The sequence below is a fragment of the Mesorhizobium zhangyense genome (assembly GCF_011045115.1).
GTDB classification, from domain to species: domain Bacteria; phylum Pseudomonadota; class Alphaproteobacteria; order Rhizobiales; family Rhizobiaceae; genus Mesorhizobium_M; species Mesorhizobium_M zhangyense.
Genome location: NZ_JAAKZG010000001.1, coordinates 329,422 through 345,202 on the forward strand (window position 1 = coordinate 329,422; position 15,781 = coordinate 345,202).

Below are 15,781 nucleotides of genomic sequence, written 5' to 3' on the forward strand. Positions count from 1 at the left end.
CGCTACCAGGTACCGGTGTTGCTCATAGAGACCCAGGGCTCGGCTTTTTCCTTGGCGGGGCCTTTCTGAAGAAGTTCGATCGAGATGCCGTCCGGCGACTTGATGAAGGCCATGTTGCCGTCGCGTGGCGGGCGGTTGATGGTCACGCCCTTGTCCATGAGGCGCTGGCAGGTGACGTAGATGTCGTCGACCTCGTAGGCGAGATGGCCGAAATTGCGGCCGCCCTTGTAGTCTTCCGGATCCCAGTTGTAGGTGAGTTCGATCAGCGGTGCCTTGGCGGTGATACCGTCATGCTCGTCCTCCGGGGCGGCCAGGAAGATCAGCGTGAAGCGCGCGTCCTTGTTTTCGTGGCGGCGGACTTCGACAAGGCCGAGCTTGTTGCAATAGAAATCGAGCGAGGCATCCACGTCGGCGACGCGGACCATTGTGTGGAGATAGCGCATGTGTTCTTTCCTCGGGTTGGGCGCGGGAACATAGGGCGCGCCACCCCTTTTCGGCAACCTTCGAGGCCATACAAGGTGCGCGGAAAGATGATTGGCAGTATTGGAACGGCTGAAATGGTGAAAAAAGGCAAAGCGGGTATTGCATAGACCGGAACACGCAGTGTTATTCTGGTTGTAAGAATCAGTTGTGTCTTTAGTCAGGAAAAGGTGCGGTCGAATGGGGGACAGAGCCTCTTTCATGAGGCGGGACTTGATCGGGGATGATGCCTTGAACCGTGACGAGATCGGCGAGGCAGCTGATCTGACTGAGATCTCCGGTGCCATCAAGTGGTTCGATGTGGCCAAGGGTTACGGCTTCATCCTGCCCGATGACGGCGCTTCCGATATTCTCCTTCACGTTACGTGCCTGCGCCGCGACGGTTTCCAGACTGCGCTGGAGGGCGCGCGCGTTGTCTGTCTCGTCAGGCAGGGCGAACGCGGGCTGCAGGCCTTCCGCGTGCTTTCGATGGACAATTCGACGGCCATTCACCCGGCCGAGATGCAGGAACAGCGAACCCATGTCGCGGTGACCGCCGAAAGCGGGCTGGAACGCGCATTGGTGAAGTGGTTCAACCGCACCAAGGGCTTTGGCTTCCTGACGCGCGGCGAGGGCACGGAGGACATTTTTGTCCATATGGAAACCTTGCGCCGTTACGGCCTGACGGAGCTTCGTCCGGGCCAGGTCGTGCTGGTTCGCTTCGGTCGCGGCGACAAGGGCCTTATGGCTGCCGAAATTCACCCTGATATCGGGACTTTGCCGGTTTCGCATTAAGGTGTGGTCCCGGTCCAGGCGCGAACAGGGATCATGATGGCTCGAAAGACTTGGTTTGCCACCGGTGCGATTTTCGCCGCCATAATCAGTATTTTCACCTATTTCGCCTTGCAAGGGTCGTCGATAGCCGACGGCAGGGCGATGATCCTGCCGGTCGAGCCGGCACCGCTGGTCGTGGCGACCGCCAAGGGTGATCAGCCCTTCAGGATCGAAATCGCCGACGATGACAAGGAGCGTTCGGCTGGATTGATGTTCCGCGAAGAGATGCCCGACGATCACGGCATGCTTTTCGTTTTCGACCAGACCCGCGAAGTTGGCTTCTGGATGAAGAACACGCCGATGCCGCTCGATCTGGTCTTCATTGGCCCGGACGGGAAGATCAAGGCGATCCGCCGTGGCGAACCATTCTCGGAGGCTCTCATCGCGCCGAATGAGCCCGTGCGTTTCGTGCTTGAATTGAAGGCCGGAACGGCTGAAAAGGCTGGCATCGTGGATGGCGACGCGGTTCGCCATCCTGCCATCAGCAAGGTTTCCGGCTCGGCCAATCCCGGGTAGGACGTTTCTTCGGGAGCAGACAGGCCGTGACGCAGTTTTTCGACCATGAGGGCTTCGAACTCGCTTTTCTCGACCGCGAGCCACAGCAGGGTGCGGGCGATCCGATCCTGCTGATCCATGGCTTTGCCTCTAGCCACATCGTCAACTGGGTTTCGCCCGGCTGGGTGAAGACACTGACGGAAGCCGGATATCGCGCGATCGCCTTCGACCATCGCGGCCACGGCCTTTCCACGAAAAGCTACGATACTGCTGACTATACGCCGGAAAAGATGGCCGGCGATGCGGCGGCACTGCTCGACCATCTCGGCATCGAACGGGCTCATGTCATGGGCTATTCGATGGGCGCGCGCGTTTCGGCGTTCCTGGCGCTGGCGGAACCCGACAAGGTGGCGACGCTGGTTTTCGGCGGGCTCGGCTATGGTATGGTCGATGGCGTTGGCGATTGGGACCCGATCGCGGAAGCGCTGCTGGCACCCGATCCAGACCAGATCACCCATCAGCGCGCCAAGACGTTCCGTACCTTCGCCGATCAGACCAAAAGCGACCGCGAAGCGCTTGCGGCCTGTATCGAGACCTCGCGCACGCTGCTGAGCGAGGCGGAGCTCGGTCGCATCATGCAGCCGACGCTCGTTGCCGTCGGCACCAGGGACGATATCGGCGGTTCGGCGCAAAAGCTTGCGGCGATGATGCCTAATGCGGAGGCATTCGACATCGAGGGCAGGGACCATATGCTCGCCGTCGGCGACCGCACCTTCAAGGCGCGCGTGCTTGAATTCCTGAAAGACAATCCGCTCTGATTGCCTATCGGTCGAACGGGTCGCGAACTCAGTGACCTCACATGATTGCGCCGCCGGAATGACCCGGCGGCGCAATCTTCAAGCTCCCCGACCTGTTGTTCAGGGGTCAAGCCTGCGGTTGCGGTCCTGCCAGAGTTCCAGGATCGCGAGTGCGGCCACGGCGGCGCCAAGCACGATGTGCCATGTGCGCAAAGGTGCTCCGTAGTTGAAGGTGAATGGCGAGGCCATTACCCAGATACCACAGAAGAACGCCAGGAATTCCTCCCAGCGGCGCAGGTACATCTGCTCGAGACCTCCCAGCACCACTATTGCCGCGCCGACCAAAGCGGTGGCTGCGACCATTGTCGTGTTGCCCATGGTGTTGCCGAACATTGCCGTTCCCAGTATCACAGCGCCGAGCAGCATCGACAGGATATCCTCCCATCGCCGGTGCTCAAGAAACTGCCAGGAACTCATTCTGTTAAGTGTTGCCATAACGAGACTCCTCTTAAGGCTACTTTTGAGCGTAGCTCAAACACCCGTGAGGATTTCGTGCGCTATTCCTTGTCGAACTCCTCAGCCGAGCGTTCGTACGCACTGTTGTTATTATCTCAAAAAAGACCTGTAAAAGCAAGGATTTCGCTGGATCGATTGCTAAAGCGCCGAGTAACTGCCTTGCACGATACGGCTGGGCCGCATTACAAATCCCCGCGAATAGTCGAATGGCCGCAGGCCGTACAACGGCTCGACGGGATATGTTGCTTCGGTGTGCGGTATGAAGGGATTGTTTTCCATTGCGGCTTGAAACGGGGCCAAGCCAATCCATTTGACGATGTGATAAGGAAAATTGAGTTCAAACATGCTAATGTTTGGACTATACGTGCCGCAGTACAGACGAAGCGGCAACGGAGACCGCAGATGACGATCACCAGCGCAGCGCGTGCGAACACGCTTCAACCGATCGATCCGATATGGAGTTCGGTCCGCGACGAGGCCATGGACGCCGTATCGCGCGATCCGCTGCTTTCGGCCTTCCTCTATTCTACGATCCTCAATCAGGACAGTCTGGAGGATGCGGTCATTCATCGTCTCGCCGAGCGTCTCGATCATCAGGACGTCGGCGCCGATCTGATCCGCCAGACCTTCAAGGCAATGCTGCGCGAAAATACCGATTGGGCCTCTACGGTGCGCGTCGACATCCAAGCCTATTACGACCGCGATCCAGCCTGCGACCGCTTCCTGATGCCGATCCTCTATTTCAAGGGCTTTCACGCGATCCAGACCCACCGTCTGGCGCATTGGCTTTGGAACCGGGGCCGCAAGGATTTCGCGCTCTATTTGCAGAGCCGGTCTTCCTCGGTGTTCCAGACCGACATTCATCCGGCTTCGCGCATAGGCAAGGGCATCTTCATCGATCACGCGACCGGCCTCGTCGTCGGCGAGACGGCGCTCATCGAGGACGACGTTTCGATCCTGCATGGTGTGACGCTAGGCGGCACCGGCAAGGCCGGCGGCGACCGTCATCCGAAAATCCGTTACGGCGTGCTGATCGGTGCGGGCGCAAAGATCCTCGGCAATATCGAGGTCGGCCATTGCTCCAAGATCGCGGCCGGGTCGGTCGTGCTTTCCCCGGTGCCGCACAACAAGACGGTTGCCGGCGTACCGGCCCGAGTCGTTGGCGAGACGGGATGCGACCAGCCGTCGCGCCAGATGGACCAGTTCCTGCCATCGCAGGTCATGGATCACGTCGTCAGCTTCGATATCTAAGAGGGCGTTCGCGAACTCTACCCTGTCTGGCGAGGCGGCCAGCGTGGCTGTCGCCGCGCTTGGCGTTGTTAGGCGCAGCTCTCTTGGGCATTATGTCGGCGTTGCCTTTACACCGCCATCCTTGACGTGCCAGAAGCGCGTTCCATCTATCCACCCGCCACCGGGAGAAAAGTTTTGAAGCCGGAAGAAATCAGAAAACTCGACGCCTTTTTCAAGCGCACGTTCCAGAATCCGCAGTTGCAGGTGAAGGCCCGTCCGCGCAAGGACGACTCTGCCGAAGTCTATGTCGGCGACGAGTTCCTCGGCATCGTCTTCAAGGACGAAGACGACGGCGATTACAATTTCTCGATGGCGATCCTGGACATCGACCTGAACTAGGATGCGCTGATATTCAGGCGAGGGCGGCCTGCGAAGGCTGGCCTGACCTGAATTTCAACCAAGCAAGATCGGCCGGATTCAACGGTCGGTTTTGAGAATGCGGGCCGCCTTGGCGGTCACGCTTGCCTCCAGCCGAGGCCAGTCAGCCAGCAATTCCCGCGGAAAGCGGTATGTGAGGCTGAGATTGTCGCCCAGCTGGATATCGCGCTCGCAAGGCGCCAGTGATTCTTCTGCACTCGGTCCGGTCAGGCAACGAGCAACGAACGGCTCCTGGCCGGCTCGTGCGGCCACTGCGAGAATCTCGTTCAGATAGCCGGACTTTTCAGTGAAATCGTAGAGCGTAATGCCGTGAGGACCCGGTTGCCCGGGCTGTGCGATGAGCGAGCGGTAGATCGGTGCGAAACGGCCGCTCATGTCGCGCGACATCATGCTTTCCTCGAATGTGAGGAACAGGATGCGCTTCGTGCCGTCCGCATTGTTGAAATCGTCGCGGGCCGTCTCCGAATAACCCTCCATATCTGGCCAGCGCAGATAGAGGTCCAGCCGCGAGGCAATGCCGTCGCGCCGGGCGCGTTCGAAGCGGATGGCGTTTGCCGGCACCGAGATGACATTGTTGCCGATGACGATTTCATGAAGCGTGGCGTCGTCGGTGTGGCCCGCCATCGCAATCGAGCGGCCGAACCATTTTCCGCCGAAGCTGAGCGCCGCCGACAGCAAGGCAAGTGCGGCGAAGGCATAAAAGACCTTCAGCATCAGCGAGGAATCGATCGCCGTGATCGTGTCCTCCGCCGGCGATGCCGTGCTTTGTCTCATTGCGAGTGTCCTTCAGATGCGGTTGACGAACGAAGCCGCATAGCCCTATCCACAGCACTCACTCTTGCAATTTCATGGTAAACGGCTGGTAAAGATTCCCGGCCTTGCGCAGTCGTTGGTCATGCTTTTAGTGTGCGCCGGCAACGGAGTACAATGAATGCCGCTTTATGTACTGGACGGAACGCAGCCCGAATTCGAGGATCAGGACAGCAACTGGATCGCGCCCGACGCGACGATCATCGGACGGGTGCGGATCGGGCGAAATGCCGGCGTCTGGTTCGGCACGGTGATCCGCGGCGACAATGACCCTATCGTCATCGGCGCGGACACTAATATCCAGGAACATACGGTGATGCATACCGACGTGGGTTTTCCGCTGACCATCGGGAATGGCTGCACGATCGGCCACCGGGCGATGCTGCATGGCTGCACGATCGGCGACAACAGCCTGATCGGAATGGGCGCCATCGTTCTCAACGGCGCGCGCATAGGCAAGAACAGCCTTGTCGGCGCCGGCGCACTGGTGACGGAAGGCAAGGAGTTTCCCGACAATTCGCTGATCGTCGGCTCGCCCGCCAAGGCTATCAGGACGCTGGATGAAGCGGCGGTCGAGCGGCTGCGCGCGTCTGCCGCGCACTATGTAGCCAATGGCAAACGCTTCAAAGCAGGCTTGACGAAAATCTAAAGCTTTCGCGAAAAATGCTCCACCCGAAAAAGGCGGAGCCGGCCCGGGGACTGGGCCGGCTCCTTGAACCCGGTCGTTGGGGACGGGGAGGGTGGGGACTCGACCGGGTTTTCTCGCTAACTCTAGGATATTGATTTTGAAGCATAATCTTGTCCGAAAAGTCTGCAACTTTTCGGGATCATGCTCTAGCGAACGCTGGCCACCGCATCGGCGCGGCCGTCATTGATCTGCACCCAGACGCCGGAATTGCGGTCGGACTGGCGCTTCAGATAGGTGTATTCGGTGTCGGTCCACGCAAGGACGCGGGCTTCAAGGTTGTCGAGGATGAACTCGCCCATGCTGGTGCGCACTGTCAGCACCGCATGTCCGTCGCCGTTGGGCTGACGCGCAACCGTTATCAGCAGGTTGCCGGCCGGCACGCCGAGCGCCATCAGGCGGCGGCGCTTCTCCAGGGCGTAGTCCTCGCAATCGCCGGCGCCGTGGTCCGGATAGGCCCAGTATTCTTCCTGGCCGTAGATTTCCATGTCGGTCATAGGCTTGACCGAAACATTGACCGCATTGTTGATGTCGACCATCGCTGCCCAGAGCTTGCGCGTCAGTTCGACCGGCGCTTGCTTGGATGTCTTCTGATTGCATTCGACCGGCAGGCGCTGGCAGAACTCATAATGCCCGACCGGCTGCGTCGTGCGGCCGCCGACATGCATGAACGGCTCTGCCGCCTTCGCGTCGATCGAAAACCCGACCAGTCCAACCACTGCTGCGAAAAGAACCGAAACCCATTTTGTTTTTGTCATTGTGGCCTATCCCCGTTTGAGGACACATTGACAGATGCGGATTTATTTGACGCAAAACTCCGAAGTACATCTTGAGTAAAAACGCTCGTAAATTGAAATCAAATTCAAATATAATAAGTATAAAATGAAAATCAAATTCGCTTAAAATTTTAGCGAATCCGGAGTGGCGCGTGGCGGCGGCGAAAATCGCGGCAACAACGAAAAAGACCGGCCAATGGCCGGTCTTTTGGTGGGTTCGAATTTGAGGTCGCTTAGATCAGGGCTGGCTGGCGCTGTTGAATTCGGCGTCCAGCGTTTCGGGCCGCTGTATGACAGCGAACTCGATGGCGACGCCGTCCTCGAAATGGCGGACGATCTGGCCGCGCATGGTGCCGAGGATTACCTGGACGCCGAGCGCCGGTTTCACGTCGATCTCGATCGCCGCGCCAGAAAGCGACAGATCTATGATGCGGCACTGATACTGGCGGCCGTCGAGAAGCTGCAGCGAGCTCATCGGATTGCGTGGGGCGACGCGCTCGTGGCGGCGGTCCTCCGGCAGGTCGAGCTCGTGCTTGTTGGCGAGCCAGGTGAGCTGTGCCGCAAGCTTGTCCTTCTTGCGCTCGGAGGCGACGATGGTCATGGCGAAGCCGTCACGCATCGTGCGCGTCAGAACGCCTTCTATGCGGCCGATATGGTCGAGATAGGCGATGATCTTCTCGCCGGGGCGTCCGATGGTGTCGCAACGCAGGGCTACATTGCCGGGCGACATGTCAACGACCTGGCACGGATGCTCCGTGCGATCCTCAAGCATGAAACGGCCATAGATCTTCACGCGGACGCGCTGAAAATTGCGCTTTTCCGCAACCGACGGCGCGTAGTCGATCGCCGCTGACCTCATGACTGCCTCTGTCCCGTTCAAATTTCGCGCAGACGCGCGCGATTTCGGTCAAAAATACAGCCACACAGGTTAACAACATGTAAGTTATCGGCCTCGGAATGGCCGGAAATTAAGCTATTCGTCGCGTCCGCCCTTGAAAACCACGAGGTGACGGATGCGTCTTGCGCCGTTCATGGCGAGTGACTGGTCCGAGAAAGTATGGTCGCTGGGCGCCAGGGACGGGACGGTGACCGCCGGGCGGTTGTTCAGGAACATCGGCTCGCGGTCGGGATCGATGACCCGGACCGAATCTATCAGCGAGTCGACGATCGGATCAGTGCCGAGCCAGTACGGCTTTTCGGCAGGCGTGACGATGCCCAGCGAGCGCTGGTGTTCGAGGCCGCCATCAAGCGGCAGCAGCAGCAGTTCGAACGGGTTGGTGCGTTCGCCTTTCGACCTGCCTTCGAAGGTCACCAGCACAACGGATTTTGCCTTGAACACGCCATAGGCCAGCCGTGCAATCAGCCGCTGGTCCTTCTCGCGCCAGAGCGACGGGAATGAAAAACCCTTCAGCTCGCGCCCATAGGTGGCGCAGAGGCGCGTGCCGGCGAGCCGGAACACCGCTTCGCCGCGCGTATCCTTCTCGAGAATAAACGTGTCAGCGAGCAGGGACTTTATATCGCTGGGTTCTATTTCGGTCCGCTTCGGTGCCGGACGCCCGTCTCGCAATCGGTTCCAATAATGGAACAGGTCGATCGATCCGTTCTGTTTCATGCTGCTCCGCTCCGCGCGATCTGTTCTGTTGTGTTCCATCGGCGAACAGAAAGGCGTTGTTCGATGGCCTACATGCGGGGCGGAGCAGGTTGCGTGCCAGTCCGGGTGTCGGCTTGTTAACCGATCGGGGGCGTTAAGGTTAACAATTGGTTTACGTTGCGTGTCAATCGGGCCTGTGGCACCTTGAAACCACTCCAGAAGTGGTCGCCGCGAGGCGATCGGCAGCACTTCAGTCAAAGATTTTGGGAGAGCGTGGGGCTCGACCAGCCGTCCAAGGGGAACTTTGGGCGGCTTTTCTTTTGTGATTCGCGCCGCTCTTCGCTAAGGCGTCTCGATGACCCAGCAGTTGGAACCCAGCATGAATGACGCATTGCCGGAAGAACGCAGCCCCGAGCCGGAACCGGCACCTGAGCGCCGCGAGCCGGTTTTCAATCTTCCCGCCATCGTCATTGGCGCTATCGCGCTCTGCGTCGGCATCCATCTGCTTCGGCTTTATGTGCTGACGGCCGATCAGGATTTCGAACTGATCCTGCGCGGTGCCTTCATTCCAATCCGCTATTCGGGCGAGTTCGATCTGGACTTCTATGCCTTTACCAGCCCGGTTACCTATTCCTTCCTGCATGGAAGCGTCGCGCATCTGCTGATCAACATGGTGTGGCTTGCGGCATTCGGCTCGCCGCTAGCGAACCGGCTCGGCGCGCTTCGCTTCGTTGTTTTCTGGGTGGTTTCGAGCATCGCTGCGGTCGCGCTGCACTACAGCCTGCATTCGATGGACAATGCGCCGCTGGTCGGCGCCTCCGGTGCGATCGCAGGGATGATGGGTGCCGCCGCCCGCTTCGGCTTCCGCGTAGACCGCTCCGCCGGAAAGCCCGCCTTCGCCGGCGTGCTCCTGCCGGTATCGCTGGTTTTCCGCTCTCGCACCGTGATGACGTTCCTTGTCGTCTGGATGGTCGTCAATCTCGTCACCGGCATTTACGGATTTGGACCGGACATGGCCAACCGCATCGCCTGGGAGGCCCATGTCGGCGGCTTTCTGGTCGGCTTTTTCGGAATCCAGTTTTTTGATCATCCTCAACGAAGCATGCCGCTTTAGCTGCGAACCCTGAGCGTCCGCGAAACCGGCTTCACACTTGAAATGCAGGCCATCCAAGCGCACCATGACGGCATTGGAGCCGCGACGTGGAGGAGTATGGGCCGGTTCCGGTTTTGTACTGGCAAAGGAGGACGCCATGACGGTTAAGGCAATTCTCGAAGCGAAGGGCCATGACGTTTTCACGCTCGGGCCGAACGAGAAACTGGCTGAAGCGGTAAGAATACTGGCCGACCACCGCATCGGCGCGCTGGTCGTCACTAATGGCGATCAGAGGATCGTCGGCATTCTCTCGGAGCGCGATATCGTCCGGGTTCTCGCCAAGGAGGGGGTGGGAGCGCTGGAGCAGACCGTGCGGGCGGTGATGACGCCCAAGGTCAATATCTGCAACGAGCATCATACGGTCAACGAAGTCATGGAAATCATGACGCGCGGCCGCTTCCGCCACCTGCCGGTCGAAAAGAACGGCCGTCTTGATGGCATCGTGTCCATCGGCGACGTGGTCAAGCGGCGTATTGAAGATGTCGAGCGCGAGGCAGAAGAAATACGCGCCTATATAGCGACGGCGTAGTATCTCGGGATAACCGCCGGCACACGAATATGCCGGCGGGTTCCAGAGCAGTCCTACCTGTTGTCCAGTTCGGGGCGAACCAGCTTCAGCCCGTGGCGCGTGATGCGATAGGGGCCGCCATTGGAAGAGGCGATCGCCTTCTTCCGTTTCAGCTTGCGGAAAATACCGAGATCGAAATCCGGATAGGCCCACCCGTCGCGGGTGAGGCAAGAGATTTCTTCGATACGCTTGCTGTCGTCTTTTACGATTTCAATGCGTCCGCCCTGCGCAAGCAGGTGCAGAATGCGCTGTTCATTGCGCGATATGTCCATTTTTGGAGAATTCCCGGAAAACCTGACCAAAAGGCCAAATAGAAATGTCCGCCGCCGCAGGGGCCTGCGGCACGGGGTTTCAGGTTTTCATGCCCTGCCTTCCTCGGAAGGTCAGGGCTTTAGCGGGACTGAGCTGACTTAGACATATCCAAACTCCATCGGGACGGGATGGATATAATATGACCGTGGTTTTCGCGCCAGCCGGGGCCGGCCAAACGTCACACTTTGAACGGGAATGGTTGCAACAGAGCAACGATTGATCTAGCGAACAGTTGAATTCAGTTGCTCAACAAAATTCCTATTTTGCAACAAATAGCCCAGCCGGAACGCCATGACCCTCATCGACACGCGCACGCCCGACCCGAAACGCCTGATCCCCGGCGCCACCGGCGACTGGGAAATCATCATCGGCCTGGAAGTGCATGCGCAAGTGACCTCCAATGCGAAGCTGTTCTCCGGTGCCTCGACCTCGTTCGGCGCGGAGCCGAACGCCAATGTCAGCCTGGTCGATGCGGCCATGCCCGGCATGCTGCCGGTCATCAACGAGGAATGCGTCAAGCAGGCGATCCGCACCGGGCTCGGGCTGAAGGCGCAGATCAATCACAAGTCCGTCTTCGACCGTAAGAACTACTTTTATCCGGACCTGCCGCAGGGCTACCAGATTTCGCAGTTCAAGCAGCCGATCGTCGGCGAGGGCAAGATCACGATTTCGGTCGGTCCCGATCGCAAGGGCGAGTTCGAGGACGTCGAAATCGGCATCGAGCGCCTGCATCTGGAACAGGATGCCGGCAAGTCGATTCACGACCAGCACCCGACCATGTCCTATGTCGACCTAAACCGCTCCGGCGTTGCCCTGATGGAGATCGTCTCCAAGCCCGACATGCGCTCGGCAGACGAAGCGAAGGCCTATGTCACCAAGCTGCGCACCATCGTGCGCTATCTCGGCACCTGCGATGGCAACATGGACGAGGGCTCGATGCGCGCTGACGTCAACGTTTCCGTGCGCAAGCCGGGCGGCGAGTTCGGCACGCGTTGCGAGATCAAGAACGTCAATTCGATCCGCTTCGTCGGCCAGGCCATCGAGTACGAGGCACGCCGCCAGATTGCCATTCTGGAAGACGGCGGCAAGATCGACCAGGAGACCCGGTTGTTCGACCCGAACAAGGGTGAGACGCGGTCCATGCGCTCCAAGGAAGAGGCGCATGATTATCGCTATTTCCCCGATCCGGACCTTCTGCCGCTCGAATTCGACCAGGCTTATGTCGACGAACTGGCGAAGGACCTGCCGGAGCTGCCGGACGACAAGAAGGCGCGGTTGATCTCGAGCCTCGGCCTTTCCGTCTATGACGCCTCTATCCTGGTTTCGGAAAAGGCCATTGCCGATTATTTCGAAAAGGTTGCGGCCGGCCGCGACGGCAAGCTTGCCGCCAACTGGGTCATCAACGACCTGCTGGGCGCGTTGAACAAGGCCGGCAAGGACATTGAAAACGCTCCGGTTTCGCCCGATCAGCTCGGCGCGGTTGTCGACCTGATCAGGGAAGGCACCATCTCCGGCAAGATCGCCAAGGACCTGTTCGAGATCGTCTGGAACGAGGGCGGCGACCCGCGCGCGCTGGTCGAAAGCCGCGGCATGAAGCAGGTGACCGATACCGGCGCCATTGAAAAGGCGGTGGACGAGGTGATTGCCGCCAACCCGGACAAGGCCGAGCAGGCGCGCGCCAAGCCGAGCATGGCCGGTTGGTTCGTCGGTCAGGTGATGAAGGCGACCGGCGGCAAGGCCAACCCTCAGGCGGTCAACGACCTGATCAAGGCCAAGCTCGGGATCGTCGAGTAAATATGTTCGTCCGCACCGCCAGCGAGCGCGATCTGGCAGCCGTCCGCGCGCTGCTGGTGGAGACGTGGCACGCGACCTATGATGCGATTTACGGGGCCGAACGGGTCACTAAAATCACCGACGAGTGGCATTCGCTGGCGAAGCTGAAGGCCAATCTGGAGCGGCCGCGCTCGGAGTTCCTTGTCGCCGATGACGGCAAGATGCTCGGCGGCATGGCCTATGCCAGAGCGGGCGATGATGGGAAGATCGTTACGATCCACCAACTTTACGTTCGTCCCGCCTCGCAGCGGCTGGGGATTGGCAAAATGTTGCTGGCGGAAATCGAAGACAGTTTTCCGGAGGCAAAAACACTGCGTCTCGAAGTCGTCGAGGACAATCATCGCGCCTTGGCCTTCTACCGTGCTAACGGTTTTGTCATCGCCGACAGGCAGGAAGACAAGACCACCCATGCATCGGGCCTCGTAATCTTCAACTGCGAGAAACAACTCGGATAAGGCCATGGCTGACATCGATAATCTGTCGATCCGGCCAGCGCGCCGCGTTGACATTCCGGCGCTCGCTGCGCTCTTTGCTGCCGATGCAATCGGCGGCTATGGCGACACGATCGACCCCGAGGCCCTGCCGCTCTACGAGGCCGCGTTCGAGCGCATTGACGCCAGCGCGAACGACACGCTCTACGTTGCAGAATTGGCCGGCGAGGTCGTCGGGACATTCCAGACGACGCTGATCGTGGTCATGTCCGGGCGCGGTTCGACGACGTTGCGGGTCGAGGCGGTGCAGACGCGGGCTGATATGCGTGGCCGTGGCATTGGTGAGAGGATGATGCGGCATGCCATAGCGCAGGGCCAGGCGATAGGTGCGCGCGTCGTTCACCTGACATCCAACCTGCAACGCACCGACGCGCATCGCTTCTACAAGCGGCTTGGCTTCGACCAGAGCCACGCCGGCTTCAAGCTGAAGCTTTAGCCGCTTCTTCTTCTGCTATACGTGAGATGTAGACCGCGAACTCCGGGTCCTCTCCGGGCAGCAATTGCGGCAGAGCCAGCCGGAAATCCTCGCGCCGGCACCATTCGCGCATGAAGTCTTCCCACGAAGCCCAGCGGCGAAGCTTTCGCGGGGTCAGATCGTCGTCATAGGCGACCAGATAGGCCCGTTCGAAGAGCGCTATGAGAATCGCAAACATCGCCAGCATGCGCTCGACCTGATCCTCAGTGAGATTGGGCGTGGCGGTGCGTGACTGAAGCTTCAGGTCCGGGTGTTCGAGCGTCAGCTTCAGGAAGTCGGTGTAGCCGTCGGAGAGAAGCTGGTAGATTTCCTCTTCTTCATTGGCGCGCTCTTTTTGTTGTTCGTAGACGAAGATGAAAATCGCCAGCGGCAGGCCGATGATGGTCACGCACAGGCTGAGTATTTCCAGGATAGGCTTCAATTCCATCAGCTTCGGCCCGCGCGTGGGTTGCAGAGTCTTGCAATGCTATGCCGCGCGCAGGCCTTTGCCAATTGCGGGCAAAGCAGCCCGCTTCACAGCTAAACTCTTGCCATTCGCGCCTGCGAAAGCCATAAGGCATCGTATTGATCGACGCGCTTGCCGCGAGGAATCCGATGAAGAATTTCTTCCTGCAGTTTTTTACCTGGTGGAGCGGGCAGACGCTCGGCACACGCCTTCACACCTGGCGCTACGGCACGAAAGTCGGCCAGGACGACTGGGGCAACGTCTATTACGAAGGCGGCACCGATTCGGAAGGCCGCACGCGCCGCTGGGTGATCTATAGCGGCACGTCCGAAGCCTCCAAGATTCCGCCCGGCTGGCATGGCTGGATGCATCATCGCGTCGACACAGCGCCGTCGCAGGAGAACTACACAGCCCGCGAGTGGCAGCAGCCGCACCAGAGCAATCTCACCGGAACATCGGCAGCATACCGCCCGAAGGGTTCCGTGCTGGGCACGGGTCACCGCCCTCAGGTTACCGGCGATTACGACGCCTGGACTCCCGGCGCATAAGAGTGCGCCAGCCCGGTGTTTTCTCGCCACATTCCGCGGTTAACTGCTTGTTGATCACAATGAGGCGATATGCCGTGGTGGGCGAGCGATCCTTCCCGGCGCAACTTGCGGTATTTTCTCTATGACGATTTTAGGCCGAATTCTTCAGCGCAAAGTTTTGTCCGGCGCCCTTGTGATTTCGGCCATTATGTTCACCGTCATGCCCCTGCAGCTCCATGCGCAGGAACAGTTTCCGCTTGATGGCGATGAAATGCCGCTCGACGTAGAGCCGGCCCAGCCCCAGCAGCAACAGCAAGCGCTGGAGACCGACGAAGAGGTCAAGCCGGAGCCCGCGCCGAAGGTCGAGCGCATGAAGAACCCGGTCGCGGAGTTTTCCGGCATCGACAAGATCACCGGCCGCATCACGTCGTTCGACGTCTATATCAACGAGACGGTGCAGTTCGGTGCCCTGCAGGTGACGCCGCGTGTGTGCTATTCGCGGCCTGAAGCGGAAGAGCCCAAGACCGATTCGTTTGTCGAGGTCGATGAAATCACGCTCGACCGGAAAATCCGCCGCATCTTCACAGGCTGGATGTTTGCCGAAAGCCCGGGCCTGAACGCGGTCGAGCATCCCGTCTATGACGTCTGGCTGAAGAGCTGCAAGGCAAAATCGGACGTGCCTGCACCTGACACCGCCAAGAGCAACTGATCCTCGGTTGGCTAGCGCTCAGGGGTAGAAGAGAGCTTCGCCGCGCAATGCCTTTTCCAGCATCTTTTCGTATCTGCCGCGCGGCACGTCGACCGCGCCGAAGCGCTTGAGATGCTCGGTGGTGAACTGGGTGTCGAGCAGGACGAAGCCTCGCGCGTTCAGCCTCTCCACGAGATGAACGAGACAGACTTTCGAGGCGTCCGTCTCCTTGGAGAACATGCTTTCTCCGAAAAAGACGCGACCAAGACTGACGCCATAGAGCCCGCCGACAAGGCAGTCGTCGCGCCACGCTTCGACCGAATGGCAATGGCCGCGCTCGAACAGGTTAATATAGGCCTCGCGAATCGGTGCGTTGATCCATGTCGTCTGGCGTTCGTCGCGAACTTCGGCGCAACCGTCAATCACGCCGGCAAAGTCGCTGTCGAAGCGAATGTCGAAGCGGTTCTGGCGAATCGCCTTGCGCAAGCTCTTGGGAACGTGGAAGGCATCGAGCGGGATGACGCCGCGTGTCTCCGGCCGAACCCAGAAGACTTCGGGGTCCGAGGCGCTTTCGGCCATCGGGAACACGCCCGATGCATAAGCCTTCAGCAAAAGCTCAGGCGGAATGCGATAGCCGGGGGCATATGGACGGGTCATC

Annotated in this window: 22 protein-coding genes; 13 read left to right on the forward strand and 9 right to left on the reverse strand. The window is 59.6% G+C overall.

Annotation, left to right across the window (positions count from 1 at the left end; all coding sequences use genetic code 11):
• Positions 1-2: 2 nt before the first annotated feature.
• A complete protein-coding gene (locus tag G6N74_RS01610) occupies positions 3-443 on the reverse strand; it encodes a VOC family protein (RefSeq protein WP_165113554.1) in 441 nt (146 codons plus the stop codon).
• A 217-nt stretch (positions 444-660) separates the two neighbouring features.
• On the opposite strand from G6N74_RS01610, the gene G6N74_RS01615 reads away from it, so the two are divergent.
• The 3 genes from G6N74_RS01615 to G6N74_RS01625 are packed head-to-tail and all read left to right on the forward strand — an operon-like array spanning position 661 to position 2,606.
• Complete coding sequence (locus G6N74_RS01615) at positions 661-1,254, forward strand: cold-shock protein (RefSeq protein ID WP_119817716.1); 594 nt, start codon at positions 661-663, stop codon at positions 1,252-1,254.
• A gap of 36 nt (positions 1,255-1,290) precedes the next feature.
• Complete coding sequence (locus tag G6N74_RS01620) at positions 1,291-1,809, forward strand: DUF192 domain-containing protein (protein WP_165113556.1); 519 nt, start codon at positions 1,291-1,293, stop codon at positions 1,807-1,809.
• Between the two features lie 26 nt (positions 1,810-1,835).
• Positions 1,836-2,606: an alpha/beta fold hydrolase gene (locus tag G6N74_RS01625; RefSeq protein WP_165113558.1), complete on the forward strand. Its 771-nt coding sequence runs from the start codon at positions 1,836-1,838 to the stop codon at positions 2,604-2,606.
• A 99-nt stretch (positions 2,607-2,705) separates the two neighbouring features.
• Here G6N74_RS01625 and G6N74_RS01630 read toward each other — a convergent pair whose 3' ends face one another.
• Positions 2,706-3,080 carry an SPW repeat domain-containing protein gene (locus G6N74_RS01630; protein ID WP_165113560.1) on the reverse strand — a complete coding sequence of 125 codons (375 nt, stop codon included), beginning with the start codon at positions 3,078-3,080 and terminating at the stop codon, positions 2,706-2,708.
• A gap of 423 nt (positions 3,081-3,503) precedes the next feature.
• Here G6N74_RS01630 and cysE point away from each other — a divergent pair, with 423 nt between their 5' ends.
• Together cysE and G6N74_RS01640 are read left to right on the forward strand one after the other, a co-directional pair.
• Positions 3,504-4,352 carry a serine O-acetyltransferase gene (cysE, locus tag G6N74_RS01635; protein ID WP_165113562.1) on the forward strand — a complete coding sequence of 283 codons (849 nt, stop codon included), beginning with the start codon at positions 3,504-3,506 and terminating at the stop codon, positions 4,350-4,352.
• Positions 4,353-4,526: 174 nt separating this feature from the next.
• Positions 4,527-4,730: a DUF3126 family protein gene (locus G6N74_RS01640; RefSeq protein WP_091913521.1), complete on the forward strand. Its 204-nt coding sequence runs from the start codon at positions 4,527-4,529 to the stop codon at positions 4,728-4,730.
• 78 nt (positions 4,731-4,808) lie between these two features.
• Here G6N74_RS01640 and G6N74_RS01645 read toward each other — a convergent pair whose 3' ends face one another.
• Complete coding sequence (locus G6N74_RS01645) at positions 4,809-5,543, reverse strand: hypothetical protein (RefSeq protein WP_165113564.1); 735 nt, start codon at positions 5,541-5,543, stop codon at positions 4,809-4,811.
• Between the two features lie 157 nt (positions 5,544-5,700).
• Here G6N74_RS01645 and G6N74_RS01650 point away from each other — a divergent pair, with 157 nt between their 5' ends.
• Positions 5,701-6,228: a gamma carbonic anhydrase family protein gene (locus tag G6N74_RS01650; RefSeq protein ID WP_165113566.1), complete on the forward strand. Its 528-nt coding sequence runs from the start codon at positions 5,701-5,703 to the stop codon at positions 6,226-6,228.
• Between the two features lie 185 nt (positions 6,229-6,413).
• Here the strand turns inward: G6N74_RS01650 and G6N74_RS01655 are convergent, their stop codons facing one another.
• The 3 genes from G6N74_RS01655 to G6N74_RS01665 all read right to left on the reverse strand — a co-directional run bounded on the left by G6N74_RS01655 (position 6,414) and on the right by G6N74_RS01665 (position 8,652).
• A complete protein-coding gene (locus G6N74_RS01655; protein WP_246245623.1) occupies positions 6,414-6,932 on the reverse strand; it encodes a transglutaminase-like cysteine peptidase in 519 nt (172 codons plus the stop codon).
• A gap of 346 nt (positions 6,933-7,278) precedes the next feature.
• Positions 7,279-7,899, reverse strand: a complete 621-nt coding sequence (locus G6N74_RS01660; protein ID WP_165113570.1) for a PilZ domain-containing protein — start codon at positions 7,897-7,899, stop codon at positions 7,279-7,281.
• 114 nt (positions 7,900-8,013) lie between these two features.
• A complete protein-coding gene (locus G6N74_RS01665; RefSeq protein WP_165113572.1) occupies positions 8,014-8,652 on the reverse strand; it encodes a PAS domain-containing protein in 639 nt (212 codons plus the stop codon).
• Between the two features lie 358 nt (positions 8,653-9,010).
• On the opposite strand from G6N74_RS01665, the gene G6N74_RS01670 reads away from it, so the two are divergent.
• Entirely contained in the window at positions 9,011-9,745 is a 735-nt protein-coding gene (locus G6N74_RS01670) for a rhomboid family intramembrane serine protease (RefSeq protein ID WP_165113574.1), read from the forward strand.
• A 136-nt stretch (positions 9,746-9,881) separates the two neighbouring features.
• Positions 9,882-10,313: a CBS domain-containing protein gene (locus tag G6N74_RS01675; protein ID WP_165113576.1), complete on the forward strand. Its 432-nt coding sequence runs from the start codon at positions 9,882-9,884 to the stop codon at positions 10,311-10,313.
• A 53-nt stretch (positions 10,314-10,366) separates the two neighbouring features.
• Here G6N74_RS01675 and G6N74_RS01680 read toward each other — a convergent pair whose 3' ends face one another.
• Positions 10,367-10,624, reverse strand: coding sequence for a YjhX family toxin (locus G6N74_RS01680; protein ID WP_165113578.1), 258 nt, complete (start codon positions 10,622-10,624; stop codon positions 10,367-10,369).
• Between the two features lie 331 nt (positions 10,625-10,955).
• On the opposite strand from G6N74_RS01680, the gene gatB reads away from it, so the two are divergent.
• From gatB to G6N74_RS01695, 3 genes are read left to right on the forward strand one after another with little or no spacing between them, the layout of a single operon-like run.
• A complete protein-coding gene (gene gatB / locus G6N74_RS01685; protein ID WP_165113580.1) occupies positions 10,956-12,458 on the forward strand; it encodes an Asp-tRNA(Asn)/Glu-tRNA(Gln) amidotransferase subunit GatB in 1,503 nt (500 codons plus the stop codon).
• Between the two features lie 2 nt (positions 12,459-12,460).
• Entirely contained in the window at positions 12,461-12,952 is a 492-nt protein-coding gene (locus G6N74_RS01690; RefSeq protein ID WP_165113582.1) for a GNAT family N-acetyltransferase, read from the forward strand.
• Positions 12,953-12,956: 4 nt separating this feature from the next.
• Positions 12,957-13,424 carry a GNAT family N-acetyltransferase gene (locus G6N74_RS01695; RefSeq protein WP_165113584.1) on the forward strand — a complete coding sequence of 156 codons (468 nt, stop codon included), beginning with the start codon at positions 12,957-12,959 and terminating at the stop codon, positions 13,422-13,424.
• Here G6N74_RS01695 and G6N74_RS01700 read toward each other — a convergent pair.
• Positions 13,408-13,890 (reverse strand): hypothetical protein, encoded by a 483-nt coding sequence (locus G6N74_RS01700; protein ID WP_165113586.1) that lies wholly within the window; start codon positions 13,888-13,890, stop codon positions 13,408-13,410. The genes G6N74_RS01695 and G6N74_RS01700 overlap by 17 nt on opposite strands.
• Positions 13,891-14,057: 167 nt before the next feature.
• Between G6N74_RS01700 and G6N74_RS01705 the strand changes: the two genes are divergently transcribed.
• Both G6N74_RS01705 and G6N74_RS01710 read left to right on the forward strand, forming a co-directional pair.
• Entirely contained in the window at positions 14,058-14,456 is a 399-nt protein-coding gene (locus tag G6N74_RS01705; RefSeq protein WP_165113588.1) for an NADH:ubiquinone oxidoreductase subunit NDUFA12, read from the forward strand.
• A gap of 199 nt (positions 14,457-14,655) precedes the next feature.
• Positions 14,656-15,144, forward strand: a complete 489-nt coding sequence (locus tag G6N74_RS01710) for a DUF2155 domain-containing protein (RefSeq protein ID WP_246245606.1) — start codon at positions 14,656-14,658, stop codon at positions 15,142-15,144.
• Between the two features lie 18 nt (positions 15,145-15,162).
• On the opposite strand, the gene aat is transcribed toward G6N74_RS01710, so the two are convergent.
• Complete coding sequence (gene aat, locus G6N74_RS01715) at positions 15,163-15,780, reverse strand: leucyl/phenylalanyl-tRNA--protein transferase (RefSeq protein ID WP_165113590.1); 618 nt, start codon at positions 15,778-15,780, stop codon at positions 15,163-15,165.
• Position 15,781 lies beyond the last annotated feature (1 nt).